This is a genomic window from Oxalobacteraceae bacterium OTU3CINTB1 (assembly GCA_024123955.1).
Classification (GTDB): Bacteria; Pseudomonadota; Gammaproteobacteria; order Burkholderiales; family Burkholderiaceae_D; genus Rugamonas.
On sequence record CP099652.1, the window covers coordinates 1,996,479 to 2,023,421 of the forward strand.

Genomic DNA, 26,943 nt, shown 5'->3' on the forward strand with positions numbered 1-26,943 from the left:
CGAATAAAAAAACGGCGCCCGAATGGACGCCATTGTCATCGTGGCCTGAGCACGTGCCTAACCTCGGATGCACGTAGGGCGGATTAGGCGGCACGCCGTAATCCGCCATCTACGCGCCGCCGACGGCGCATGCATGGCGGATTACGCTTCGCTAATCCGCCCTACGTGTCTCCGTTAGAACCGCACCCACAGCCGGCCGAAGTAGGAGGCGCCGTTCAGGCCGAACTGCACGCTCTCGTACTTGAAGCCGTTGTCGGTCTGGTCCGGGTCCTGCGAGGTCGGCTTGACGTTGAAGATGTTGTTGCCGCCCAGGGTGAACTTCATGTTCTTGTTGATCGTGTAGGTGAAGCTCAGGTCGGCCGAGGTTTTCGACTCGTAGCGCTGGTTGGCCACGCCGTTGGCGGTGCCGTCGAAGGTGCCCAGGGTCTGCGGGCCGAAGTGGATGATCTTGAAATCCGTCTCCAGCGCGCCGGTGACGAAGTCGAAGCCCAGGGTGACTTTCGATTTCGGCGCGCCCTGCTCGATGTACAGGCGTTCCTTTTCCGACAGCAGCACGTCCTCGAAGCCTTGCAGCGCGGCCGGCGCGTGGATGCCGGTGACCTCGGTCTTGCTGGCGTTGAGGGCCAGGTAGGTGGTCAGGCGGTTGGCGCCGAAGTTGGCCTTGTGCGAGGCGGTCAGGTCCAGGCCTTGCGTCTTGGTGTCGACCGAGTTGACGAAGAATTGCGCCTCGCCCACGCCCAGCGCGGCCAGGCGGTCGGCCAGGTCGGGGTAGTTGTCGGCGTTGAAGCGGCCCGACAGCACAATGCGGTCCTTGATCTTGATGCGGTACAGGTCGGCCGTGACGGAGATCGCCTCGCTTGGCGTCCAGGTCGTGCCCAGGGTGAAGCTGGTCGATTTTTCCTCTTTCAGTTTCGGGATACCGGCCGCGTTGGCGACCACGCCGCCGTTGGGCGCGAGCACCACTTCCTTCGGCACGCCGCCGATGAAGTCGGTGAAGGTGGTCGACAGGTGGCTTTGCTGCAGCGACGGCGCGCGGAAGCCGGTGCTGGCCGAGCCGCGCAGCAGGGTGCTTGGCGCCACGCGCACCGAGCCGGCCAGCTTGCCCGTCACGGTCGAGCCGAAGTCGCTGAATTTCTCGTAGCGCACCGCCGCCTGGGCCTTGACGGCGTCGGTCAGGTCGGCCTCGAGGTCGAGGTAGGCGGCGTTGCTGTGGCGCTTGGCCTTGGTCTCGTCGCCCGGCTGGAAGCCCGGGAAGCCCTGGCTGCCGGCGTTGCCGCCGTTGCCGACGCCGTCGGCGTCGATGTAGGAGCCGCGTTCGCCGGCGAAGATCTTGAATTCCTCGCTGCGGTATTCGCCGCCGAAGGCGACGTTCAGGCCACCCCCGAGCACGCCGTCGTAGTAGCGCGACAGGTCGACGTTGGTGGTCAGTTGCTGGAACGAGAAGCCGCCGGCGTCGAAGGCGCTGGCGCTGACGCCGCGGCCGCCGCCGAGCAGGTCCTGGTTGGCGATCGAGGCGTTGATCGTGTTGCTGATGTTGTACATCATCTTGTTGTAGCCGTAGGTCTGCGACAAGTCGGTGTTCCATTCACCCAGCTTGATGCGGTGGCCGATGGTGCCGTAGCGGTCGTCGATCTTGGCGTTGATGAACGGCACGAAGCCGTTCGGGTACATGGCCGCCGAGTTGCGGCTCGGGATGTCGTCCGAGCCGACGCCGCCGCGCGCGAACGCGGCCGACGAGCCGTCGCGCTTCTGGGCGCCAGCCGTGAAGTACAGTTTACCGGTGCCGGTGGTCGGCAGTTCGCCGTTCAGATAAATGGTCTGGTTTTCGGTCTTGGTGTCGCCGATGATGCGCGGGTTGTCGGCCTCGGCGCGGTTCGAGCGGCCACGGTCGAGGTATTCGCCGGTGATGCCGACCACGCCGCCGTTGCCGATGCTAAAGCCGCAGTAGGCCGAGCCCAGGTAGTTCTCGCCGTCGCCGGCCGAGTACTGGCTGTAGCCGGCGATGGCTTCGCAGCCGAGGCTCTTTTTGAGGCCGATGTCCATGACGCCGGCGATCGCGTCCGAGCCGTACTGGGCGGCGGCGCCGTCGCGCAGCACCTGCACGTCCTTGATGGCCAGCATCGGGATGGCGTTCAGGTCCGTGCCGGTGTTGCCGCGGTTGCGCGCGCCGAACAGGTTGACCAGCGCGGTGGTGTGGCGGCGCTTGCCGTTGACCAGCACCAGGGTCTGGTCCGAGCCCAGGCCGCGCAGCGCGGCCGAGTCCACCAGGTCGGCGCCGTCCGAGCCGCTTTGGCGGGTCGAGTTGAACGATGGCGAGATGTAGGTCAGCGATTGTGCCAGGTCGAACTGGCCGCCCTGTTCGGAGACCTTGTTCATCGGGATGATATCGACCGGCACCACGGTGTCGGTGGCCGACGAGGTGGCGCGGCGCGAGCCAACCAGGGTGACCGTTTGCATGGGAGCGGCGGCGTCTGCCGGCGCGGTGCTTTGCGCGTGGACGGCGGGGCTCAGGGTCAGCGCGGCGGCGCCGTAGAGGGTGAATAAGACGGCGTTGCGTAAGGTGGTGTTGGCTGGCACGTTTCGGCTCCCATGAAAAATTTGATTCTATTCAAATAATTTATATTGATATGGGTTTTCTGCCAATTTTGCGTTTAAACACTATTTAGTGTTGTTTTGACGCGCCAACCGGCGTCCCGGCCGGGTTCGCGTCTACGTAGTGCTACGGAGTGAGTCACGCGAATGTGATTAATGTCTGTACTGGAACTTGCCGTTGCACTGGAAGCCGAACTTGAACGGCGGGGGCTCGAAATCGCGCTCGCACAGGCGGCGCGGCACCTCGTCGTAGGCGACCAGCACGCCTTGTTCGCCGATGAAGACCTGGATCGTCCCGCCCCATTCGTTCTGCACGCGATCCGGCTCGGGATCGAGGCGCCTGAACACGGCGTAATAATTCGGTGTGTTCGGGTCGAAGCGGCTTTTATGCGGCATGCGGACCATGCGGCTAACCGCTGCATCGGGCATTTGCCTGAGCTTGCGCGCGGTTGCCCAGGCCCGCGACTCGGGTGTCAGGATGGACGGCGACAGCGCTCCCGCCGGCATCGGCTTCCCACCCCGGAACGTGGCATAAAAAGCGACGCCCTCGGCTTGCTCGTTCAGTCTCGGTCCCCCGATGAATGGACGGTAGACCTCCGTGTACGCTAAATAGATGGTGGCCAGGACCAGCAAAACTAGTGCGAGAAACACCCTGTCCGACATCGGCGGTTTCCGTATGCGCGCGGGCTTGGGGACGTGTTTGTGCAGCAGTGTGTACTTGTATTTGCGTTTGCGCCTGGACTTGCTCATCGGTTGTCCCCGGTGGCGGAGCGCGTCGCGCCGCCGATCAGGACCATGCCGCCTCTGCCCGCCCCGATAGTTGCGCGGATGCGGCACGGCTGGCCGAGATTCACGCCCTGGTACAAGGTCACGTCCGCGCCCAGGTGGACGGCGAGGGCGCCAGCGGCCACGCCGGTAGCGCCGTCTTCCATCGCGGGATCGAGGTGGTTGAAGCTGCGGCCTTCGAGCGCGCCGTCGGGCCGGCGGCACCAGGCGTAGCAGCCGTTAACGTGGTGCTCGCGGCCCCAATCGGCGATGGCTTGCAAGTCCGGACGCAGCGCGTGCAGTGCGGCGCTGTCGGCCACCTCCAGTAACAATTTGGGGCTGCCGACCGACGCCACGGCTGGCGCCGATGCCAATTCCAGCCCGGGCGCGGCCAGCAGGCGCGCCGCTAGCTCAGCGGCGATCGCAGGCTGCGGCACCGATTGCGGCGCCAGTTCGACAAATACGTCGTTGCCATTCGCGGGCAACGTGAGCGTCAGCGGCTGGCCGCGCATGGCGGTGTGCACGGTCAAGCTCGGACGCTCCGGCGACAGCAGCACGCGCGCCGCCGCCAGGGTCGCGTGCAGGCACAGCGGGCTGCGCGTGTGCGGATAGTAATAGTCGAGCACGACGCCGCCGTCGGGCGCGGTGTCGACGAACACGCAGGCGGGCAGGGCGCGTTCGCGGGCAAAGCGCTGGCGCTGCTCGGCGTCGCTGTGGTCGTGTTGGACGACGAGGGCGGCGTTGCCGCCGCCGGGGATGGTGCCGAAGCAAAGCAGTTGATGAATGAGCATGACTTGAGTATACCGTGCGCTTAGGGTGTAAAATACTGTACATAAACACAGTGCATCTATGAGCCCGCCACCGTCACCACTCCCGTCGTCGCAAGGACTGCCGGCCTACGCCGAGCTGTTCTGCATGAGCAACTTTTCCTTCCTGCAAGGCGCGTCGCGGCCTGAGGAGCTGGTCGCGCGCGCTGTCGAGCTCGATTATGCGGGGCTGGCCATCACCGATGAGTGCTCGCTGGCCGGCGTGGTGCGCGCGCATGCGGCCGCCAAAGAGGCCGGCCTCCCCCTGGTGATCGGCAGCCACTTCCACCTGAAGAACCCGGACGGCAGCGCCGCGTTGTCGCTCATCGCGCTGGCCAAAAACCGCGAAGGCTACGGCAATTTGTGCGAGCTGATCACCATCGCCCGCAACCGGGTCGCCAAGGGCAGCTATCTGCTGACGCCGGCCGACCTGGCCGCGCCGGCGCCGGCCTACGCGCATTTAAAGGGCTTGCCGGACTGCCTGATGATACTGCTGCCGCACTACCCGGCGCACCAGCCCGGCGACGTCGACCGGCTGCACGCGCAGGCGGCGTGGATGGAGGCGACCTTTCCCGGGCGCGCGTGGATGGGGCTGAACCTGCTGCAGCGCGCCTTCGACGAAGCGCACCGCCTCAGCATCGACGAGGTGGCGTTGCAGCATGGAATGTCCGTGGTGGCGCTGGGGCAGGTGTGCATGCATGTGCGCTCGCGCAAGCCGCTGCACGACACCCTGACGGCGGTGCGGGTAGGCAAGCCGGTCGGCGAGTGCGGCTACGCGCTGGCGCAGAACGCCGAGCAGCACCTGCGCCCGCGTCTGCGGCTGGCCAACCTGTATCCGCCGGCGGCGCTGTTCGAGACCTTGCGCATCATGCAGGAGTGCACCTTCAAGCTGACCGAGCTGCGATATGAGTATCCGCGCGAACTGGTGCCGGCCGGCCACACGCCGGCCAGCTACCTGCGCCAGGAGGTTTACGAGGGCACGGCGTGGCGCTTTCCGGCGGGTTTGTCGGCCAGGGTGCGCGGCCAGATCGAAAAGGAGCTCGAGCTGATCGCCGAGCTCGAGTACGAGCCGTACTTTCTGACCGTCTACGACATCGTGAAGTTCGCCCGCAGCCAGGGCATCCTATGCCAGGGGCGCGGCTCGGCGGCCAACTCGGTGGTGTGTTTCTGTCTTGGCGTGACGGCGGTCGACCCCGAGCGCAGCAACATGCTGACCGGGCGGTTCATCTCGCGCGAGCGCAAGGAGCCGCCCGACATCGACGTCGACTTCGAGCACCAGCGGCGCGAGGAGGTGATCCAGTATATCTATAAAAAATACGGCGCCGACCGCGCCGCGCTGGCGGCCGTTGTCATCAGCTACCGGCCCAAGAGCGCGCTGCGCGACAGCGGCAAGGCGCTCGGCGTCGACCTGGCCATCGTCGAGAAGGTGGCCAAGTCGCACCACTGGTTCGACAGCCGCCACGACCTGGTCGGACGGCTGGCCGAATGCGGGCTCGATCCGGATTCGCAACTGGCGCAGCAATGGGCCTCGCTGGCGATGATGTTGCTGGGCTTTCCGCGCCACCTGTCGCAGCATCCGGGCGGCTTCGTCATCTCGCACGAGAAGTTGTCGCGGCTGGTGCCGATCGAGGCGGCCACGATGGAGGGGCGCTGCGTGATCCAGTGGGACAAAGACGATCTGGAGGAGCTCGGCCTGATGAAGGTCGACGTGCTGGCGTTGGGCATGCTGTCGGCGCTGCGGCGCGCGCTCGACCTGGTGTCGGCCCGGCGCGGCGCGCCCTTGGCCCTGCACGCCATTCCGTCCGAGGACCCCGCCACCTACGCGATGATGTGCCAAGCCGACACCATCGGCGTGTTCCAGATCGAGTCGCGCGCGCAGATGAGCATGCTGCCACGGCTGCGGCCAAATAAATTCTACGATCTGGTGGTCGAAGTGGCGCTGGTACGCCCCGGGCCGATCCAGGGCGGCATGGTGCATCCGTATTTGCAGCGGCGCCAGAACCCGCGCCTGGTCGAGTATCCGGCCGGACTGGAGGAAGCGCTCGGCCGCACCCTGGGCGTGCCGATCTTCCAGGAACAGGTGATGCAGATCGCCGTCATCGCCGCCGGCTTCAGCGAGGGCGAGGCCGATCAATTGCGACGCGCGATGGCGGCCTGGAAACGCAAGGGCGGCGTCGATAAATACCACAGCCGCATCGTCGAGGGCATGACCGAGCGCGGCTACGATCCCGAGTTCGCCGAATCGATCTTCCGCCAGATCCAGGGCTTCGGCGAATACGGCTTTCCCGAATCGCACGCGGCCAGTTTCGCGCTGCTGACCTATGCCAGTTCCTGGCTCAAATGCCACGAACCGGCCGCCTTCCTGTGCGCGCTGCTCAACAGCCAGCCGATGGGGTTCTACAGTCCGTCGCAACTGGTGCAGGACGCCAAGCGCCACGGCGTGGTGGTGCGCGAGATCGACGTCACCATCAGCGGCTGGGAGTCGTCGCTGGAGGAGCCGGTGGGCAAGCTGGGACAGCCGGCGGTGCGGCTGGGCCTGTCGATGATGAAGGGGATGCGCGACGGCGCCGCCGAACGCATCGAAGCGGCGCGCGCCCAGGCGCCGTTCGCCAGCGTCGCCGACCTGGCGCGGCGTGCCGACCTGGACCGCCACGACCTGCAAGTGCTGGCCGCCGGCAATTCGCTGGTCCACCTGGCCGGCAACCGCCGGCAGGCGCTGTGGCAGGCGGTCGGCGCCACGCCGGACAAGGATTTGCTGCGGCCGACCACGCCGGACGAGGAGGCGCCCGTATTGAAGCCGCCGAGCGAGGGCGAGGAAATCCTCGGCGACTACCGCTCGCACGGCCTGACATTGGGACGCCATCCGCTGGCGCTGCTGCGCGCCAAGTTGCTCGAGCACCGTTTCCTGCCGGCGGCCACCCTGAACACCTACACCAACGGCATGCTGGCGCGCGCCTGCGGCATGGTCACGGTGCGGCAGCGGCCCGGCACGGCCAAGGGCGTGCTGTTCCTCACCCTTGAGGACGAGACCGGCAACGTCAACGTCATCATCTGGCCCAAACTGGTCGAGGAGCAGCGCCGCGAGGTGCTGGGCGCGCCGCTGCTGGGCGTGTACGGCGTCTGGCAGCAGGACGGCATCGTGCGCCACCTGGTGGCCAAGCGGCTGGTCGACATGTCGCACCTGCTGGGCCGGCTGCCGACCATCAGCCGTGATTTTTGTTGAGGTGGAATTTCCGGCGCGATGGCTGGCCGCAGTCGTTCGCGCGCGGAATTTGAGGAAGCCGGGTGCCACAGGCCCCCATTTCGGGGGGGGTGCGGGGAGCGAACTGGCGCCGCAACGCCACCGAGGATACGAATTCAGGCAAGCTGATTGGACGCGCGTTCCCGATCGTCCGCCGTCACTGTCACCACTGTCCAATCACGGAGAACCACCCATGCCAGACATTTCACACGCCAAACCCAGCGCCTTGCCCACAGGCGGCGGCGCCGCGCTGCTCGATCCCGCCGACACCCTGGTGCTGCTGTTGGACCACCAGGCCGGACTCTTCCAGACCGTCAAGGATATCGCGGTGGCCGACCTGCGGCGGAACGTGGAGACGATCGCCAGGCTGTGCACTTTGCTGAAGATCCCGGTGATCACCACCGCTTCGGAGCCGGCCGGCAGCAATGGTCCGCTGATGCCGGAGATCCACCAGTACGCGCCGCATGCCGTTTATGTGCCGCGCAAAGGCGAGGTCAACGCGTGGGACAACGTCGACTTTGTCGGCGCCGTGCGCGCCAGCGGCCGCAAGACGCTGGTGATGGCGGGCGTGTGGACCAGCGTTTGCGTGATGTTTCCCGCGCTCGACGCCGTGGCGGCAGGGTACGATGTCTACGCCGTCATCGACGCGTCCGGCGATCCGAGCGAGATGGTCTCGCGCGTCTCCGTTGCGCGCTTCGCACAAGGTGGCGTCAAGCCCACCTCGACCAACGCGTTGTTATCGGAGCTGCACCGCACCTGGGCGCGCCCGGAAGCGGCGGAGCTGGCCAAGCTATATGGCCTGGTCGCGCCCAACTATGCGGCGGTGGCGGAGAGCTATGCGCGCGCCCAGCAGGCGGTGCGGGACGCGGCCTAAGATCTGGGGCCCCCACCCCAACGGGCATATAAGGTGTCTGGTACAGGACCGTAAGAGGTGAAAGGGGCAATATCACACGACTCTATGCGGGAACCGTACTCTTTTGGTTGTCTGTTTCTGTCTCTTTTTGTCTTATTTGAACTCCAGCTCGGCCTCCGGGTCTAAAGAGACAGGAAGAGACAAAAACCGACAGAAACCGCAAGGAGAAAGAGTATGAATCCCCGACAGACTCGCTTACTCCCACCCGCCACTGAACTCCAGCTTGAAGAATTCCTGCGCAAGAGCGCCAGCTCTCTATCGGTCACCGAGGCGCTGGTGGCCGCCGTTAAATTGTGGATCGAGCGCGAGAAGGCGACCGCCCAGCCATCGCGCGGCTACCAATGGAAGATTTTATTTTTACCGGAGGGAACCCGGGTACGCATGCAATATGAGGAAGACTGGCACAGCGCCGAAGTGGTCGGTGATGATTTGATCTATCGCGGCCTTCCCGTGTCCCCGCATCAGTTGACCCAGGCCGTGGCCGGCGACGGCCGCAATGCCTGGCGGGATCTGTGGATACGCTTCCCTGGAGAAAAGAATTGGGCGTGTGCCGCGCAATTGCGCGCCCGTCTGCAAAAACGTGCCGCCACTACGCCGCCAACGCCGGCGGAAGCGATGGCTAACGCAGCCAAGACAATGAGCAATGCGCTGAACGCCGCACTGGTTTTGATCGAGCACGTCGACTTGCAGTCCCGAAACACTCTGGAGCGCCGCTTGCCCAAAAGCCGCCGTGAATACGATGAATTCGACGACATTCATTGATTAAAAAGACTTCGGCCGCCCGCTTTCACGGGCGGCCGAAGCCGTACTGCAACGATGCGTGGGAGGTGGTTATCCCGCCAACTCATCGCCTCTTGCGCCGCAGGTGGTCCGCCACCTGGTATTCACGACCGTCGGACCAGCTCGCCAGCGTGACGGGCACGCCGACCGGCGGCCGCGCCTGCGCCTGGCGGCGGCGCGCGATCCGCACCATCAAGGTCGCGGTCAGCGCGGCCGCGCCGGCCAGCATGATCAGGGCCGACATCACAGCGGACCGCTGTCGAGGTTGTCGTAGCGGGTGCCGTAGTAGCTATGGATCTGGCTCGCCCAGGTCTGGTTGGCCATGTTGGGCCAGTGGTCGGTGTCGAAACCGGGCGCGTTCTCGATGCGCTCCTTGTCGATGTTCAAGGTGAAGCGTTTGTTGACCGTGTCCAGGGTCAGCGCTTCCCATGGCACCGCGAATAATTTTTCGCCGATGGTCAGGATGCCGCCCGACGACATGACCGCATAGGCAATTTTGCCGGTGCGCATGTCGAGCATGATTTCCTTGATCTCGCCCAGGTGTTCGTTCTTCAGATTGTGAACGTGGTCGCCGATCAGCGTGTCTGCGCCCATCAGTTCAGGGCCGGGACCCTTGTTGCCGTTGTCGACATACATACCGTAAGCATCGCGTTCCGTGTAGCTCATGATGTTCTCCTCTAAGAATGAGTTGCTATTCTGACTTGGTTGATTGGGACGGTCTGTACGCTGAGACACAGTCGGATCGGATTGCCAAACCGGCCATTTTTGCCAGTCAGCTAAGCTGAGTTTTCCGATCCGTAAGGGATTTTTCCGGGGCTGATGCTGATGAAATAACCGTTTTAGGGTATAATTTCAATTTCCCGCACGTGCCGTTCGGCACTATCTGCAATGACCAAATTTGTCTTCGTCACCGGTGGCGTCGTGTCTTCCCTTGGTAAAGGGATTGCCGCCGCCTCCCTCGCCGCGATCCTCGAATCGCGCGGCCTCAAAGTCACCATGCTCAAGCTCGACCCGTACATCAACGTCGACCCCGGCACGATGAGCCCCATGCAGCACGGTGAAGTGTTCGTCACCGACGACGGCGCCGAGACCGATCTCGACCTCGGCCACTACGAGCGCTTCATCTCGACCCGCATGAAAAAGGTGAACAACTTCACCACCGGCCAGATCTACGAATCGGTGATCCGCAAGGAACGCCGCGGCGAGTACCTGGGCAAGACCGTGCAGGTCATTCCGCACATCACCAACGAAATCCAGGACTACATCCGCCGCGGCGCCGAAGGCTACGACGTGGCCTTGTGCGAAATCGGCGGCACCGTCGGCGACATCGAGTCGCTGCCGTTCCTGGAAGCCGCGCGTCAGCTGAGCCTGCGCGCCGGCCGCAAGAACACCGCCTTCGTCCACCTGACCCTGGTGCCGTACATCGCCTCGGCGGGCGAACTGAAAACCAAACCGACCCAGCACTCGGTGCAGAAGCTGCGCGAGATCGGCATCTCGCCGAACGCGCTGCTGTGCCGCGCCGACCGCCCGATCCCGGACGACGAACGCGCCAAGATCTCGCTGTTTTCGAACATCGAAGAGCAGGCCGTCATCTCCGTGTGGGACGTCGACACCATCTACAAAGTGCCGCAGATGCTGCACGACCAGGGCCTCGACGCCATCATCTGCGAGGCGCTCGACATCAACCCGCCGCCGGCCGACCTGTCCGTCTGGAGCCGCCTGATCTACACGCTCGAGCATCCGAAGAGCGAAGTGTCGATCGGCATGGTCGGCAAGTATGTCGATCTGACCGAGTCGTACAAATCGCTGACCGAAGCGCTGCGCCACGCCGGCATCCACAACGAATCGAAGGTCAACATCGAGTACATCGACTCGGAAGAGATCGAGACGACCGGCTGCGCTGCGCTGGCCAAGTACGACGCCATCCTGGTGCCGGGCGGCTTCGGCAAGCGCGGCGTCGAAGGCAAGATCATGGCGGCGCAATTTGCCCGCGAGAACAAGATCCCGTACCTGGGCATCTGCCTGGGCATGCAGGTCGCGCTGATCGAATACGCGCGCCACATGGCCGGCCTGACCACCGCCAACTCGACCGAGTTCGACCTGGAAACCTCGCAACCGGTGGTCGCCCTGATCGACCAGTGGCAGGGCCAGGACGGCAAGGTCGAAACGCGCGACGCCAACTCCGACTTGGGCGGCACCATGCGCCTGGGCGCGCAGACCTGCGCGATCAAGCCGGGCACCCTGGCGGCGGAGATCTACGGCCCGGTCGTGACCGAGCGCCACCGCCACCGTTACGAGGCCAACAACCACTACCTGCCGCGCGTCGAAGCGGCCGGCCTGGTGGTGGCGGCCCGCACGCCGACCGAGGACCTGTGCGAGATCATGGAACTGCCGCGCACCGGCGACAATTCGCACCCTTGGTACATGGGCGTGCAGTACCACCCGGAATTCAAATCCACCCCGCGTGACGGCCATCCGCTGTTCACGTCCTATATCAAGGCGGCACTGGCCCACAAGGCAGCCGGCGGCAATCGCCCGCACGCCGTCGCTGAGAGCACTGCGTTGCAAGGAGATGCGGCATGAAACTTTGTGGCTTCGAAGCCGGCCTCGATCAGCCGTTCTTCCTGATCGCCGGCACCTGCGTGATCGAATCGCGCCAGATGGCGTTCGACACCGCCGGCGCGTTGAAGGAAATGACGGCCGCGCTGGGCATCCCGTTCATCTACAAGTCGTCGTTCGACAAGGCCAACCGGTCGTCGGGCACCTCGTATCGCGGTCCCGGCCGCGACAAGGGCCTGGAAATCCTCGGCGACGTCAAGCGCGAGCTGGGCGTGCCGGTCCTGACCGACGTCCACTCGATCGACGAGATCGCCGAGGTGTCGGCCGTGGTCGACGTGTTGCAGACGCCGGCCTTCCTGTGCCGCCAGACCGATTTCATCACGGCCTGCGCGCAGTCCGGCCTGCCGGTCAACATCAAGAAGGGCCAGTTCCTGGCCCCGCACGACATGAAAAACGTCATCGACAAAGCACGCGCAGCCGCCAAGGCCAAGGGCTTGCCGGACGACGTCTTCATGGCGTGCGAGCGCGGCGCCTCGTTCGGCTACAACAACCTGGTGTCCGACATGCGTTCGCTGGCCATCATGCGCGAATCGAACTGCCCGGTCGTGTTCGACGCCACCCACTCGGTGCAATTGCCGGGTGGTAACGGCACCTCGTCGGGCGGCATGCGCGAGATGGTGCCGGTGCTGTCGCGCGCGGCTGTTGCCGTCGGCGTGGCCGGCCTGTTCATGGAAACCCACCCGAACCCGGCCGAGGCGCTGTCGGACGGCCCCAACGCCGTGCCGCTGGGCCGCATGAAGGAACTGCTGTCGACCCTGATCGAGCTGGACCGCATCACCAAAAAAGCCGGTTTCCTGGAAACTAGCTTCAACTAAAGCAATCGCAGGCAAAAATGCCCGGCGCGCGTTGGCAAACCCCTCTGCGCCGGGTTATATTCCCGTTATCCTTAAATTGTCCATCATGCAACACGCGATGGGCAAACACGTTTTCGTCTAACTTTGGAGAATGACATGAGTGCTATTGTTGATATTATCGGCCGTGAAATTATCGATTCGCGCGGCAATCCGACCGTCGAATGCGACGTCCTGCTCGAATCGGGCGTCATGGGCCGCGCCGCCGTGCCATCGGGCGCCTCGACCGGTTCGCGCGAAGCGATCGAACTGCGCGACGGCGATCCGAAGCGTTACTTCGGCAAGGGCGTGCTGCAAGCCTGCGAAAATATCAACACCGAAATCTCGGAAGCGATCATGGGCCTCGACGCCAATGAGCAAGCCTTCCTGGACCGCACCCTGATCGATCTGGACGGCACCGAAAACAAAGGCCGCCTGGGCGCCAACGCCATGCTGGCCGTGTCGATGGCCGTGGCCAAGGCCGCGGCGGAAGAAGCCGGCCTGCCGCTGTACCGCTACTTCGGCGGCTCGGGCGCGATGCAACTGCCGGTGCCGATGATGAACGTCATCAACGGCGGCGCCCACGCCGACAACAACCTGGACATCCAGGAATTCATGATCATCCCGGTCGGCGCCCCGTCGTTCAAAGAAGCCGTGCGCTACGGCGCCGAGGTATTCCACACCCTCAAAAAGATCCTGCACAAGAAGGGCCTGAGCACGGCCGTCGGCGACGAAGGCGGCTTCGCCCCATCGCTGGCCAACCATGAGGAAGCCATCAAGCTGATCATCCAGGCCATCGAAGAAGCCGGCTACGAGCCTGGCACCCAGATCGCGCTGGGCCTGGACTGCGCCGCCTCCGAGTTCTACAAGAACGGCAAGTATGAACTGGAAGGCGAGGGCCTGTCCCTGACGGCCACCGAGTTCACCAACCTGCTGGCGACCTGGTGCGACAAGTACCCGATCATCTCGATCGAAGACGCGATGCACGAAGGCGATTGGGACGGCTGGGCCATCCTGACCAAGGAACTGGGCAAGAAAATCCAGCTGGTGGGCGACGACCTGTACGTCACCAACACCAAGATCCTCAAGGAAGGCATCTCGAAGGGCATCGCCAACTCGATCCTGATCAAGATCAACCAGATCGGCACCCTGACCGAAACCTTCGCCGCCATCGAAATGGCCAAGCGCGCCGGCTACACGGCCGTCATCTCGCACCGTTCGGGCGAGACCGAGGACTCGACCATCGCCGACATCGCCGTTGGCCTGAACGCGCTGCAGATCAAGACCGGCTCGATGTCGCGTTCGGACCGCATGGCGAAATACAACCAGCTGCTGCGCATCGAGGAAGACCTGGGCGACATCGCATCCTATCCTGGCCGCGACGCGTTCTACAACCTGAAGTAATGCAGTCAGCGGCCGCCGACGTCCGGCGGCCGCGTTCGAACCCGAATCGACCATGCGCCTGATCACCCTCGCCCTGGCAGTGTTGCTGCTGCTGATACAGTACCCGCTCTGGCTGGGGAAGGGCGGCTGGCTGCGCGTGGCCGATCTCGAAGCGCAAGTGGGCACGGCGCATAAAAAAAACGCCGAACTGCTGGCCCGCAACGCCAAGCTCGACTCCGAAGTGCGCGACCTCAAGGACGGCACCGGCGCCGTCGAAGAACGCGCCCGCTACGAGCTCAGCATGATCAAACAAAACGAAATCTTCATCCAGATCGTCGGCAAAGGACAAGCCGCGCCGCCGGTGCCGCTGGCCGCCCCACCAGCCCCGCCAGCCGACCACTAACCCTGAATATGTTCTAAAACACGTAGGGCGGATTAGCGAAGCGTAATCCGCCAAGCGCCGTCGATGGCCCATGCCAACCCCCGTGACATTTCGCTAGATTTCCACATGGAAATAAACGCTATGATACCGACGAGCATCCAGCGAAGTGACCATACCGCCATGACCCAAGCCCCAGCACCAACCCGTAGACCAGCGGCCCGCCGCCAGCCCGGCCGCCTCCGGGCCGCCTTTGCTTGGGCGGCCATGCTCGTGGCCACCGCGCTGGCACCACTCGCCGCCGACGCCACCTGCATCCCCGTCCGCGTCGGCTACATGGACCAGCACCGCCCCCCATACTGGCTGGGCGAAGGCACCGTAGTCCCCGATCCGCCCGGTGCCGCCGTCGACCTGATGCACGACGCCGTGCTCGGCGCCGGCTTCGGCTGCCCGCCGGTCTGGGTGCGCCTGCCGATCGCCCGCCTGCGCGTGGCGCTGGCCAGCGGCGACATCGACATGTCGCCCATGGGGGAGCTACCCGTTTATCCGCCGGAGATAGCGCTACCACGCGACAAGGCCGGCAACATCGACCTCGACCGCGCCATGCACAACGCCCTCATCGTGCTGGTGCGCGCCAGCGACAAGCTACCGGCCAGCACCCAGCCGATGCAGCACTTCAAAGGCAAGCTGCTCGGCGTGGCGCAAGGCCAAAGCTACGCCCCCCGCCTGCGCGACGCCGGCCTGACGATCGACGACGGCGCGCGCGATCTCGAGCGCAACCTCGAAAAGCTGCGGCTCGGACGCATCGATGGCGTAGTCGTCGCCGCCGTCTCGCCCGAACACCTGAAGGCCACCTTGGCGCGCTACAAGGGCGCCTTTGTGCAATTGCCGCAGCCGCTGATCAACACCCGCGTCTGGCTCGCCTTCAACGACAACTTCTACCGCGCCCACCCGGCGCAGGTGGAGGCGCTGTGGACCTGGCTCGACCTCAACCGCCACCGGCTCGGCTACGTCATGCAGAAATACCGCAAGCAATAGTAGTGCGCGATTTGGGCCCGCGATTTGGTAGAATCCGGGTCCCTCATCCCGACCACCTCCAGGCCTGATTTGTCGAAGACGCTGTTTATAACCACCGCGACCATTACGCTCGCGCTGGCCGGTATCGCCGCCGCAACCCCTGTCACCGCAGCCAACCCCGCCGCCGGCGGCCACGACCTGCTGCGCGCGCAAGTGCTGCTCGACCGCGCCCATTTCTCGTCCGGCGAAATCGACGGCAGCAAGGGCAGCAACCTGCGCAAGGCCGTCATCGGTTTCCAGAAACTGCACCAGTTGCCGCTGACCGGCGTGCTCGACACGGCCACCTGGGCCGTGCTATCGACCGACACCGCGCCCGTGCTCGACGTCTACACCGTCACCGCCGGGGACGCGGCTGGCCCCTACCGGCCGGTGCCGGCTACGATGGCCGACAAGGCCAAGCTGCCGGCGCTCGGTTACGCCAGCATGGCCGAGGCGCTGGGCGAAAAATTCCACAGCAGCCCGGAGCTGCTGCGCCGCCTCAATCCCGGCAAATCGTTCACCCGCGCGGGCGAGCAACTGCTGGTGCCGAACGTGATGTCGGCCAAGCCGCTGCCCAAAGCGACCTCGATCCTGGTCGACGCCGGCGACGGCACCTTGACCCTGCTCGACGCCGGCGGCATGCCGATCGCGCAATTCCCGGCCAGCACCGGCAGCGCCCACGACCCGCTGCCGGAGGGGCGCTGGGAAGTGCGCGGCATCGCCCCCAACCCCGAATACCGCTACAACCCCAAGCTGTTCTGGGACGCCAAGGCCGGCGACACCGCCGCCCGCATCCCGGCCGGCCCCAACAACCCGGTCGGCGCTGTCTGGATCCAGCTGAGCAAGCCGCACTACGGCATCCACGGCACGCCGGAGCCGGGCAAGATCGGCAAGACCCAGTCGCACGGCTGCATCCGCCTGACCAACTGGGACGTCCAGACGGTGGCGCGGGCCATCTCGCGCGGCGCGGTGGTGTTGTTGCAAGGTTAGCGGACGGAATGGGGCGAGCCCCTTCCTTTGGTACACTAGCGCACGGCCACCACCAGACTAGGAAACCGGATGAGCGACACCCCGCTGCACGAAACCTTCGCCGACACCATGCTCAGCCCAAGGCTGCAATGGCATTGCGAGCCTGCCCACTGGCAGGTGGACTACGCTGCAAATAGCCTGCGCATCCACACCGACGCCGCCACCGACTTCTGGCAGCGCACCCATTACGGCTTCCAGGTCGACAACGGCCACTTTCTGAACCTGCAGGCCGAAGGCGACTTCGTGCTGACGACCAAGGTCACCTCGCGCCCGGCGCACCAGTACGACCAGGCCGGGCTGATGGTGCGGCTGTCGTCCGGTTGCTGGCTCAAGACCTCGGTCGAGTTCGAGCCGGACGGCGACAACCGCCTCGGCGTCGTCGTCACCAACGGCCATTATTCCGACTGGTCGACCCAGCCGCTGGCCAAGGACATCGACACCGTCTGGTTCCGCGTGCGCGCCGAGGCCAACGACTGCATCGTCGAATCGTCGCTCGACGGCGAGCAGTGGACGCAAATCCGCATGGCCCACCTGCACGAGCGCGCCGGCGCCGAGTCGGTCGCCTGCGGGCTGTACGCCTGCAGTCCCAACGAGTCCGGCTTCGAAGCGGAGTTCTCTTTCCTCAGCTTCATTCCTGGGCGCATCTGATGAAGACCATCGGCCTCATTGGCGGCATGAGCTGGGAATCGACGGTGCCGTACTACCGGCAAGTGAATCAAACAGTCAAGGAGCATTTGGGCGGGCTGCACTCGGCCAAGGTCGTGCTCGTTAGCGTCGACTTCCATGACGTGGAGAAGTTACAGCGGGCCGGCGACTGGGACGCGGCCGGCGCGCTGCTGGCCGACGCCGCCCGCTCGCTGCAGGCCGCCGGCGCCGACTTCATCGTGCTGTGCACTAACACCATGCACAAGGTCGCGCCGGCCATCGAAGCGGCCGCTGGCATTCCGCTGTTCCACATCGCCGACCCCACGGCCGCCGCCATCAAGGCCGCCGGCCACACCAGGATCGGCCTGCTCGGCACGCGCTTCACGATGGAGCAGGCGTTCTACAAGGACCGGCTGCGCGCGTTGCACGGCCTGGAGGTGATCGTCCCCGAAGCGGACGAACGCGACATCGTGCACCGGATCATCTACGAAGAACTCTGCCTCGGCAACGTCGTCGAGGCCTCGCGCGGCGACTACCGCCGAATCATCGCCGCGCTGGTGGAGCGGGGCGCGCAGGCCATCATTTTGGGTTGCACCGAGATCTCGCTGCTGATCGCCCAGGCCGACGCGGCCGTGCCGCTGTTCGACACCACCGCCATCCACGCCCGCAAGGCCGCCGAGTTCGCGCTCGGCCTTCCACCCGACACCACGGAGAAAAAATGAAACTGATCGGCATGCTCGACTCACCTTATGTCCGCCGCGTCGCCGTATCGCTGCAATTATTCGGCGTGCCGTTCGAACACCAGTCGCTGTCGGTGTTCCGCACCTTCGACCAATTCCGCAAGATCAATCCGGTGGTCAAGGCGCCGACCCTGGTGACCGGCGACGGCACCGTGCTGATGGACTCGACGCTGATCCTGCAATACGCCGAAACCCTGGCTACGCCGGAACGGCGCCTGACGCCATCCGACCCGGCAGCGCTGCTGCGCTCGCTGCGCGTGCTCGGGCTGGCCCTCGCCGCCTGCGACAAGGGGGTGCAAATCGTCTACGAACGCAACGTGCGCCCGGCCGAAAAGCTGCACCAGCCGTGGGTCGAACGGGTCACCCTGCAAATGCTGTCGGCCTTCGACGCGCTCGAAGCCGAGCAGCGCGAGAGGCCGCTGATCCTCGGTGGACCCGGCACGGAACATGGCGCGATCATGACCGCGATCACCTGGCACTTCATGCGGCAAATGCTGCCCGAGCTGGTGGCCGCCGAAAACTATCCAGCGCTGGACGACTTGTCGCGCCGCGCCGAGTCGCTGCCGCAATTTGCCGCCGCGCCGCACGGCGACAGCACCTATTCCCCCAACTGACTTTTCCGGACACCGCATGCCTTTATCCCCGTACCTCGACACCAGCCCCGTCCTTGCTGACGACATTTATTTGCACGCCACGGCGCAAGTGATCGGCGACGTTCGCATCGGCCGCGACAGCTCGATCTGGTGCAACACCGTGCTGCGTGGCGACGTCAACCGCATCGTCATCGGCGAATGCAGCAACGTGCAAGACTTCGCCATGGGCCACGTCGCCCACAAGCACCCGGGCAAGCCGGACGGTTCGCCGCTGATCATCGGCGACTACGTCACCATCGGCCACTCGGTGCTGCTGCACGGCTGCACCATCGGCAATGAATGCCTGATCGGCATGGGCTCCATCATCATGGACGACGTCATGGTGCAAGACCGCGTCATGATCGGCGCCGGCAGCCTCGTCTCGCCGGGCAAGGTGCTGGAAAGCGGCCACTTGTACGTCGGCCGTCCGGCGAAAAAGGTGAGGGCGCTGAGCGCAGAGGAAATCGCCTACCTGAAATATTCGGCCGAGCACTACGTCCGCGTCAAAAACAACCACATCAGCAGCGAGACCCAAGCAAAGCAAAGTCAGGCACCACAAGCGCTCTGACCGCCCCATGGCCTGAACACGTGAAAAAATCTACATCACGTAGGGCGGATTAGCGCAAAGCGCGTAATCCGCCAAGCGCCGCCAACACCGTCAAAAAATTTCCACCCGGGTTAGCCCATAATCGCTTTGATAATAATCAATCTTTACACGTTCACCACTTGTAAATGAGAATCATTATTGTTAGTATGCGTTTTTGCCAGCAATCGCTGTAAGTCCGAGAGCCAGCCGTCCACAACTCTCTCTTGGAACTCTATGGCCACCACCACCACGGGCGCCCGGCATCCGGCCGCGCCTACCCACAACTTGCGGCCGCGCCTGATGGGCGTCGCAGTGCACTCCGCCATGATCACCCTGATGGCCACGGCCATGCTCCCGGCACATGCCCAGCAAGCCCAAGCGGCAGGCGCCGCCAGCGCCCCGGCCCTCGGCGAAATCGTCGTCCAGGCCAAGCGTGACGAAGCCGCCTCCACCCGCAACGGCACCACCACCGTCGTCAAAGCCGAGCAACTGGAACAAAACAACGCCATCGACATGGCCAAGATCGCCCGCTACTCGCCGCTGATCAGCGTGCCCGCCGCCGCCAGCGGCGGCGCCAACGTCTGGGACAGCGCCGGCAACACCGGCATCAACATTCGCGGCGTCGAAGGCAACCGCGTCAGCCTCGAAGTTGACGGCATCGCGCTGCCGGACGCCGCGCCGCGTCCGGAAAGCACATCGATGAATTCGTTCGGCATCGGCCGCGACTACTTCGACCCCGAGATGTTCCACTACGTCAGCATCGGCTCCGGCGCCAGCCCGGCCGGCGGCGGCACACCCGGCCTGGGCGGGGCCGTCTCGTTCGTCACCAAGTCGCCGGAAATGTACCTCGACGGCACCCGCAAGCTCTACGCCGACTACAAGTTCGGCTACGCGTCGGAACAGGCGTCGCGCATGCACGCCGTCACCGCCGCCATCGCGCTTGGCGACAGCCTGCAAGCGCTGATCGTCGCCGTGCACCGCGACGGCGCCGAAACCAAGACCGAAGGCGACGCCGTCCCCAATCCGGACGACTGGTCCTCGGATGCGGTGCTGGCCAAGCTGAACTGGAAGCTGGCGCGCGACCAGGAACTGCGCTTCACCGTCGACCACTACAAGGCCGAGCACGATCGTATCTACAACAACAAGGTCGGCGCGCTGTATCCGGCAGGCGCGACGCAGAACTCCAATACCGAGCGCACCCGCTACAGCGTCGAACACCGCTACACGCCGGCTAACAACCTGCTGTTCGACAAGCTCGAAACCAAACTGTATAAGCAAACCGCCTCGGTCGAGGACTTCACCAACGCCAACTACGTCACCGGCGGTCAGCCCTACATCCGCGACATCACCACCGGCTATTTCAACGATAGCAAGGGTCTCGCGTTTGACGCGGTGAAACAGTTGAACCCGTCGATCATGCTCGGCTACGGCGTGCTCTACGAGGAGCTGGAAAGCCGCCGTCCATGGCTGGAGGACCGCACGGTCGCGCGCACCGGCGCCCACCAGATCACGATGAAGAACCGCATGGCCGACATGGACACCGACAAGCTGGCCGCCTACGTGCGCGGCGAGTTCGGGTTCAACCTCGCCGGCCACCAGGCCACATTGACGCCGGGCCTGCGCGCCGAGCGCCGCGAGCTGACGCCTAAGAACCTGCAAAACTACCTCATCGCCGTGCCGAGCGCGGCGAAGGAAATCCGCGAGGAAAAGGACACCTTCGTCACGCCGAGCCTGAACTTTTCGGTCGAGCTGACCCCGCAGCTGAGCACCTACGCGCAATACACGCGCGGCACCCGCTTGCCGAGCGCGGCCGAGCGCACCGGCACCTACGACTCGTTCAGCTACACGGCCGCCGGCAACGCTTACGCCGTGCTGGGCAACCCCGACCTGAAAAAGGAAACCAGCAACGCCTTCGAGGTGGGACTGAAGGGCGCGCCGACGCCGGGTGTCGAGGTCAGCTTCTCGCTGTTCCACACCAGCTACGACAACTTCATCGAATACGCCGCGCAGGCGCCCGACCCGGTCAACTACCCGACCATCACGCAAGGCCTGTTCCGTCCGGAAAACGTCGGCAAGGCCAAGATCCGTGGCGGCGAAGTGAGCAGCCGCTTCGCGCTGGGCCAGTGGTGGCAACCGATGCAAGGCTACAGCCTGGCGCTGGCCGGCGGCATCTCGCGCGGCACGGCCGAAAACAAGGACAGCGGCAAAAAGGCCGAACTGGCCTCGGTGCAACCGTACAAGGCCAATGCCACGTTCGCCTATGACGACCCGGCCAAGCGCGGCGGCGGCGCCTTCATCGTCAGCACCGTGCGCGGCAAGCGCGCCGCCGCCGACGTGTTCACCAGCGCCACGACCGGCATGTTCGCCGTGCCCGGCTACACCGTCATGGACCTGACCGCGTACTGGCACATCAACCAGCACGCCACCGTCAGCGGCGGCCTGTACAACCTGGCCGACCGCAAGTACTGGGACTACGCCTCGTCGCGCAGCCTGGTCGCCGGCACCACGGCAGCCACCCTGGCCGACATCGAACGCCAGGCACGTCCGGGCCGCAACTTCGCCGTCAACCTCAAAGTCATCTACTAAACAACCCACGGAGCCAACATGAAACCTCACCATCGATTCACCCTGGCGCTGACCGGCGCCTTATTGTTCACCGCGTTGCCGGGCGGTGCCGCCAGCCTGGCCGAGCGCTGGGACAGCCTACGCGCCGAGCAGCCCAAGCTGGCCGCGCGCGACGCCGCCAAAACGCTCAGCGTCTCGGAAGCGGACCTGCTGGCGACGGGCATCGGCAAGACCGTCGTCCGCCTCAAGGAAGGCGACACCGTGCCGCGCGAAATCATGCGCCGCGCGCTGGACCTGGGCAAGGTGCTGGCGCTGACCCGCAACGAAAACGGCGTGCTCGAGCGCACCGGCGTCGCCAGCAAGCTCAAGTCTCAGGACGAGATTCTCGGTCTGGAAGAAGACAAGCAGAAGGAACGCGAAGCGCGCCTGCGCAACATCGCCGGCGGTTATCTGGGCGGCGAGATCGACCTGCGCTTCACCTTCGACAAATGGAAATACGCGTTCGCGGTGACGCAGCCGGGCAAGGACGGCGTCGTCTCGCGCAGCCTGCAATTCTTCGACGCCAGCGGCAACGCCGTGCACAAGCTGTACCTGAAAAACGACGCCGGCGTACCGGTGTTTGACAAGCTGGTCGCCGACTTCCGCGCGCCATCGCAAAGCGCCGACCTGAAGGTTGCCGCGCAACCGGTCAAGGCTGCCGAAAAGCCGGACAGCGCGATCGACGTCAAGGAATTCCAGCTGGCATGGAACGAAATCAACGACGTTCACCAGTTCAACCGTTTGTTGACGGAGTTCGGCGTCTCGCGCCAGCAAGCGATGCGCCTGGCGCCGGCCGGCGCCGCCACGCGCATCACGCCGCAAGCGGTACGCCAGCTGCTGGAAGAGACCGCAAAGCAAAAGATCGACATCATGGTCTTCCTCGGCAATGGCTCGACGATCCAGATCTTCAGCGGCAAGGTCGGCAAGGTCGCCGCCTCGCCGGGCTGGTTCAACGTGCTCGACCCGGAATTCAATTTGCACCTGCGTGACAGCGCCTTCGCCAGCGGCTGGGTGGTCAAGCGCGCCGGCATCACCTCGGTCGAATTCTACGACCACAACAGCGACCAGGTCGTCAGCTTCTTCGGCGTGCGCGAACCGAAGAAACCGCAGCCGGAAAGCTGGCTCAACATGACCGCCGCGTTGCCGAAAGCCGAAGACGCCGCCCGCCAAGCCAGCCGCTAACCCTGCGGGGGTCAAGTCTGTCATTCGGACACGGCCTCTACGGTGCGAGGGCTTTACAGTTAAGCTCGTGTCCGAATGTCAGACTTGACCCCGGGGTTTTAGGCACCGACGGCGGCGCGGCCCAGCGCGGGATCGTCGGTGAAGAAGCCGTCCAGACCGACGGCGATGTAGCGTTTCATTTCGGCGATCGAGCCGGCCTCGTTGCGCGCCTGCAAACTGCCGCCGTCGCGGAAATCGGCCGCCAGGAACTGGTTTTCGGGCCGGAATGTCCACGGTTCGACACGCAATCCTGCCTTGTGCGCATCGTCGACGAACGAGTTTGGCTCGGCCAGGCTGCCGTCCTTCTTCAGCGGGATGATCGAGCGCGTCGGCGGCGCCACGACGTCAGCGTATTGCGCGATGTCGCGCATGCCTGCCGGCGTGCACATCTGCGCGAAGGTGAGCTTGCCGCCGGCCGCCGCGACGTCCATCGGCCGCACGTCCTGGCCGATGACGAGCTGCATGATGCGCAGGTTGGCGCGCCGGCCCAGCTTGCCGCGCAGGTATTTCAGATTGGCGACCTCGAACGATTGGATCTCGACCGGGTTGCGGCGCGTGTAATCGTGCGCGTCCAGAATCGACAGGAAACGGTCCTCCAGCGGCAGGCCGACGCTGGCGAAATAGGTCGAGTGCTTCAGCTCCGGCACGATGCCGATGATGCGCCCGCGCGCCGCCGCCTCGGCCGCGACGAAGTCGATGATCTCCTCGAACGTGGCCACCTGGAACATGCCGTTGTACTGCGCGCTGCCCGGACGATAAGCCGGAATACGTTCGACCGCGCGCAGGGTCTTCAGTTCGGCCAGCGTGAAGTCGTCGACGAACCAGCCGTCGTGCGGCTCGCCGTCGATGGTCTTGCGCGTCTTGCGGCTGGCGAACTCGGGATGGCTGGCCACATCGGTGGTCTCGCTGAGATACGCCTCGTGCCGCGCCACCAGTACGCCGTCCTTGGTGCTGCACAGGTCCGGCTCGACATAGTCGGCGCCGTCCGCGATGGCCTTGGCGTACGATGCCAGCGTGTGTTCCGGCCGCAAGGCGCTGGCGCCACGGTGCGCGAACACCAGCGGCTTCTTGCCGCCGCCGATGCCGCCGGCGCCGACCGGCGCGATGCCCGGCAGGCCCGACTGGTCAGCCAGGCCGCCGCTCGCCGCCAGCGCCGACGATGCCGGCAACAGCAGCGAGGCGCCGGCCGTCAGCGCCGCCGTTTGGATAAAGCCCCGGCGCGACAGGCGCGAAGGTAAATAAAGTCTATTCATCAGAAGTCGGCCATCAAAGTCAGGAAGCCCTGACGCGGTGCGATCGGGAATGTATTGTAAGTCCCGCTGGCCGCGCCAACCACTACATTCAAGCTGCCTTCGCGGTCGGCCAGGTTGCTGATGTTGACGCGGTAGCGCGCGTTCTTGATCAAGCCGCCGTTGAGGAAGGGCAGCTTGCCCGACACGCCCAGGCTCATCAGGAAGTAGCTCGGCACCGACAGGTCGTTGGTGTAGGTCGCATAGCGCTTGCCGACATAGTCGCCGATCAGCTGGAACTCGGTGTCGGCGACAGTCAGCGTCGCGACCGTCTTGTTCATCCACTCCGGGCTGCCCGGCACGGCCTTGCCGGCGGTCGGCACGATGTCCTTGCCGTTGCGGTAGTTGTCCTGGTACTCCGAGCGGTTGTACGACAGTGCGTTGTACAAAGTGAACATGCGGCCGAAGTGCAAGGTGCCGGACAGGTCGATACCGTCGGTCTTGACGCTGCCGACGTTGGCCAGCACCGGATTGCCGCCGATGATGGACGAGATCACCGGCGTCGGGCTGATCTGCAGCAGGCGGTCCTTGAAGTTGACGTGGTAGACGTTGACCTGGCCGTCGATGGCGCTCAGCGCGCCGAGGTTAAGCTGGTGGCTGGTGCGCAGGCCCGCTTCATAGGTGATCGAGGTTTCCGGCTTGGCGGTGTCGCGGAACAGGTCGAACGCCTGCTGGCTCGCCAGGCTCCACGGCGACGCGCCGCCACCGCCATAGGTGACGAACTGGCGCATGTTCTTCTGCACGTTGACGAACAGTTGATCCTGCGCCGTGATGTCCCAGCGCGCGCCGATCTGCGGCAGCAGCCATTTCTTGGTGGTGATCTTGCCGACCGGCAGGGCGGTCGAGCCGTTGGCGATGGCGCCCACTTTAGGCTGCACCGGAAACTGGCCGTCGGCCCATTGCAGGCTCGACTTGAAGCCGGCTTGCAGCGCCAGGTCGTCGCGCACGCGCCATTCGTCCTGCACCGAAATCTGCGCGACCTTGTTGTCGATCTTGCTGCCGTATTGCGTGATCAGCGGATCGCTCGGACGGTCGTATGGCGAGCTTGGATTGTTGACGTCCAGCGCGTACCAGCGGCGGTAGGCCGACGAGCGGTTGCTTTCGAGCCAGAGGCTGGCCTGCAATTTGTGGTCGCCCAGTTCCGTGGTCAGACTCGACAGGTAGCCGCTGCGGTTGATGACGTATTCGGTGGTGCGCGTCGCGTAGCCGGAGTTGCCGAATACCTGTTTCAGGTTCTGGCCGGGGAAATACACCGCGAACAAGCCCGGCAGGCCGGCCACGCCGATCGGGCCGGCCACCACGCCGACGCCGTCGTCGTTGTGGTAGTAGATCTGGTTCGACCAGGTGGTCGATTCGCCCAGGTTCATGTCGAACTTGGCGTAGGTCAGCCAGTCGGTACGCTGGGCGTCGCTGTAGTAATTGCGGTAGTTGTTGCCTTCTGCGGCCGGGGTGGCGCCGGTTGGCGACAGGTAGGACACGGCTTGCTGGAAGTTCGGGTACAGGAAGGGACGGGTGTACGGCTGGAACTTCTCGGTGGCCGAGCGCACGGTGCTGTCCTCGTTCGGCTCGATCTTGTCCGAGTAGTTGACGAACAAGGTCAGCTTGCCCAGGCTCGACTGGTTGACGAACTTGGCGTTGAACTGGTCGCCACCCTGGCGGCCCTTGAAGTCCCAGGCGCGCTGCTCGTGGTGCACGCCGGAGATGTAGGCGCTGTTGCCTTCGCCGAAGGTGCCGGTGTCGTAGCGCAGGAAGGTGCGCGAGGTCTTGTAGCTGCCGACGGTCTGCTGCACCGCCAGGTTGCGCGTCTGCGAGGGATCGCTGGAGAAGGTCTCGATGGTGCCGCCCAGGTTGCTGGTCGACGCGGTCGACAGGTCGCCTGCGCCCGACGACAGAATCACGCTGCCGACGTTCTCGCTGATGACGGCGCGCTGCGGCGACAGGCCGTTGTAGTTGCCGTATTGCTGGTCGCCCAGCGGCACGCCGTCCATCGTGTAGCCCAGCTGCGGGCCGCTGAAGCCGTGGATGAACAGCGAGGTGTTTTGTTCGTTGTTGCCCCACGGGTCGGCGGTCTGGAAGCTCACGCCCGGCAGGGTTTGCAGCGCTTTCAATGGATTAATACCCGGCAGGATCTTCTGCATATCGCTCTTGGTCATCGCGACCGAGGAGCGGGTCTTGCGGGTGGCGATTTCCACGGTGGCCATCGGCGCGGCCGCTGCTGCGGCGGTGTCCACAGTATCGGCAGCGGCGGCGGTGGCTTCCGCGGCATTGGCCGGGGCGGCCATTTCAGCGACGGCGGCGGCAACGTTGGCGGCCATGGCCAGCATCGGGAAGCTCAGCGCGGCGAAGCACACTGCGGATAATTTCTTGTTCATGTTCTGCCTTGAAAACCGGTTAAAAGAGTTACAACAGGAATAGCAACGCTGCGCATGATAGTGATGGCGTGTTACCGGATGATGACCACCATGCGGTACACTGCCGTATGGAAATAAGAGGGAAGACACGATGCGCATACTTCTGATGCTGGCGTTGGCGTTGCCACTGGCCGGCTGTTACACGGTCAATCAGGCACGGCTGGGCAACTTCGTCACCGACACCGTCCAGCCCGGCATGCCGCTGGAGCAGGCAGTGGCGCGCATGCGGGTCGAGGGCTTTGCCTGCAACGCCAGCAGCGCCGGCACCGTGACGATCTGCACCCGCACGCAGGAACGGCTGATGCGCGGTGAGTGCGTCGAACGTGTCGATCTGATCCGCAGCCAGACGTCGGCCAAGACCTTGGGCGCGGTCGACATTCTGGAAGTCAAATGCGCCAAGCTCAAGATGTGGTAACCCAGCG

At 64.8% G+C, this 26,943-nt stretch carries 23 protein-coding genes; 16 read left to right on the forward strand and 7 right to left on the reverse strand.

All coding sequences use genetic code 11. The annotated features are described in order from the left end of the window. Positions 1–174: 174 nt before the first annotated feature. The 3 genes from NHH73_08655 to NHH73_08665 all read right to left on the reverse strand — a co-directional run bounded on the left by NHH73_08655 (position 175) and on the right by NHH73_08665 (position 4,148). Positions 175–2,577, reverse strand: coding sequence for a TonB-dependent receptor (locus NHH73_08655; GenBank protein ID USX28338.1), 2,403 nt, complete (start codon positions 2,575–2,577; stop codon positions 175–177). A 168-nt stretch (positions 2,578–2,745) separates the two neighbouring features. Beyond that, positions 2,746–3,342 (reverse strand): hypothetical protein, encoded by a 597-nt coding sequence (locus NHH73_08660; protein ID USX28339.1) that lies wholly within the window; start codon positions 3,340–3,342, stop codon positions 2,746–2,748. After that, positions 3,339–4,148 (reverse strand): PhzF family phenazine biosynthesis protein, encoded by an 810-nt coding sequence (locus NHH73_08665; protein ID USX28340.1) that lies wholly within the window; start codon positions 4,146–4,148, stop codon positions 3,339–3,341. Before NHH73_08665 ends, NHH73_08660 begins: the two co-directional genes overlap by 4 nt. A 58-nt stretch (positions 4,149–4,206) precedes the next feature. Between NHH73_08665 and NHH73_08670 the strand changes: the two genes are divergently transcribed. From NHH73_08670 to NHH73_08680, 3 genes are all read left to right on the forward strand, one after another. Then, complete coding sequence (locus NHH73_08670) at positions 4,207–7,386, forward strand: error-prone DNA polymerase (GenBank protein USX28341.1); 3,180 nt, start codon at positions 4,207–4,209, stop codon at positions 7,384–7,386. A gap of 211 nt (positions 7,387–7,597) precedes the next feature. Then, positions 7,598–8,278, forward strand: a complete 681-nt coding sequence (locus tag NHH73_08675) for an isochorismatase family protein (protein USX28342.1) — start codon at positions 7,598–7,600, stop codon at positions 8,276–8,278. Between the two features lie 213 nt (positions 8,279–8,491). Further along, entirely contained in the window at positions 8,492–9,079 is a 588-nt protein-coding gene (locus NHH73_08680; protein ID USX28343.1) for a hypothetical protein, read from the forward strand. Between the two features lie 82 nt (positions 9,080–9,161). Here the strand turns inward: NHH73_08680 and NHH73_08685 are convergent, their stop codons facing one another. Together NHH73_08685 and NHH73_08690 are read right to left on the reverse strand one after the other, a co-directional pair. Beyond that, positions 9,162–9,341 (reverse strand): hypothetical protein, encoded by a 180-nt coding sequence (locus tag NHH73_08685; protein ID USX28344.1) that lies wholly within the window; start codon positions 9,339–9,341, stop codon positions 9,162–9,164. Beyond that, the gene (locus tag NHH73_08690; protein USX28345.1) at positions 9,341–9,763 is read right to left on the reverse strand and encodes a PRC-barrel domain-containing protein; all 423 of its coding nucleotides are present in this window, start codon (positions 9,761–9,763) and stop codon (positions 9,341–9,343) included. Before NHH73_08690 ends, NHH73_08685 begins: the two co-directional genes overlap by 1 nt. 222 nt (positions 9,764–9,985) lie before the next feature. Between NHH73_08690 and NHH73_08695 the strand changes: the two genes are divergently transcribed. The 12 genes from NHH73_08695 (at position 9,986) to NHH73_08750 (ending at position 22,782) form a co-directional block, all read left to right on the forward strand. Next, positions 9,986–11,680 (forward strand): CTP synthase, encoded by a 1,695-nt coding sequence (locus tag NHH73_08695; GenBank protein USX28346.1) that lies wholly within the window; start codon positions 9,986–9,988, stop codon positions 11,678–11,680. Further along, on the forward strand, positions 11,677–12,531 hold the full coding sequence (gene kdsA, locus NHH73_08700; protein USX28347.1) for a 3-deoxy-8-phosphooctulonate synthase: 855 nt from the start codon (positions 11,677–11,679) through the stop codon (positions 12,529–12,531). Before NHH73_08695 ends, kdsA begins: the two co-directional genes overlap by 4 nt. A gap of 135 nt (positions 12,532–12,666) precedes the next feature. Continuing rightward, a complete protein-coding gene (eno, locus tag NHH73_08705; GenBank protein USX28348.1) occupies positions 12,667–13,950 on the forward strand; it encodes a phosphopyruvate hydratase in 1,284 nt (427 codons plus the stop codon). A 52-nt stretch (positions 13,951–14,002) separates the two neighbouring features. After that, positions 14,003–14,332, forward strand: coding sequence for a cell division protein FtsB (ftsB, locus tag NHH73_08710; GenBank protein ID USX28349.1), 330 nt, complete (start codon positions 14,003–14,005; stop codon positions 14,330–14,332). 243 nt (positions 14,333–14,575) lie between these two features. Continuing rightward, positions 14,576–15,346, forward strand: a complete 771-nt coding sequence (locus NHH73_08715) for a hypothetical protein (protein ID USX28350.1) — start codon at positions 14,576–14,578, stop codon at positions 15,344–15,346. A 123-nt stretch (positions 15,347–15,469) separates the two neighbouring features. Next, positions 15,470–16,354: a L,D-transpeptidase gene (locus NHH73_08720; GenBank protein USX29588.1), complete on the forward strand. Its 885-nt coding sequence runs from the start codon at positions 15,470–15,472 to the stop codon at positions 16,352–16,354. Between the two features lie 69 nt (positions 16,355–16,423). Continuing rightward, on the forward strand, positions 16,424–17,041 hold the full coding sequence (locus tag NHH73_08725) for a DUF1349 domain-containing protein (GenBank protein ID USX28351.1): 618 nt from the start codon (positions 16,424–16,426) through the stop codon (positions 17,039–17,041). Continuing rightward, positions 17,041–17,760: an aspartate/glutamate racemase family protein gene (locus tag NHH73_08730; protein ID USX28352.1), complete on the forward strand. Its 720-nt coding sequence runs from the start codon at positions 17,041–17,043 to the stop codon at positions 17,758–17,760. Before NHH73_08725 ends, NHH73_08730 begins: the two co-directional genes overlap by 1 nt. Continuing rightward, the gene (locus NHH73_08735) at positions 17,757–18,392 is read left to right on the forward strand and encodes a glutathione S-transferase (protein ID USX28353.1); all 636 of its coding nucleotides are present in this window, start codon (positions 17,757–17,759) and stop codon (positions 18,390–18,392) included. The genes NHH73_08730 and NHH73_08735 overlap by 4 nt, the downstream gene beginning before the upstream one ends. A gap of 16 nt (positions 18,393–18,408) precedes the next feature. Then, entirely contained in the window at positions 18,409–18,978 is a 570-nt protein-coding gene (locus NHH73_08740) for a gamma carbonic anhydrase family protein (GenBank protein USX28354.1), read from the forward strand. Positions 18,979–19,230: 252 nt separating this feature from the next. Next, entirely contained in the window at positions 19,231–21,582 is a 2,352-nt protein-coding gene (locus NHH73_08745; GenBank protein USX28355.1) for a TonB-dependent receptor, read from the forward strand. A gap of 18 nt (positions 21,583–21,600) precedes the next feature. Continuing rightward, positions 21,601–22,782, forward strand: coding sequence for a hemin-degrading factor (locus tag NHH73_08750; protein ID USX28356.1), 1,182 nt, complete (start codon positions 21,601–21,603; stop codon positions 22,780–22,782). Between the two features lie 98 nt (positions 22,783–22,880). Here NHH73_08750 and NHH73_08755 read toward each other — a convergent pair whose 3' ends face one another. After that, on the reverse strand, positions 22,881–24,074 hold the full coding sequence (locus NHH73_08755; GenBank protein USX28357.1) for a glycerophosphodiester phosphodiesterase: 1,194 nt from the start codon (positions 24,072–24,074) through the stop codon (positions 22,881–22,883). Beyond that, positions 24,074–26,482, reverse strand: coding sequence for a TonB-dependent receptor plug domain-containing protein (locus tag NHH73_08760; protein ID USX28358.1), 2,409 nt, complete (start codon positions 26,480–26,482; stop codon positions 24,074–24,076). The genes NHH73_08755 and NHH73_08760 overlap by 1 nt, the downstream gene beginning before the upstream one ends. A gap of 130 nt (positions 26,483–26,612) precedes the next feature. Between NHH73_08760 and NHH73_08765 the strand changes: the two genes are divergently transcribed. After that, a complete protein-coding gene (locus NHH73_08765; GenBank protein ID USX28359.1) occupies positions 26,613–26,936 on the forward strand; it encodes a hypothetical protein in 324 nt (107 codons plus the stop codon). The last annotated feature ends 7 nt before the right edge of the window (positions 26,937–26,943 follow it).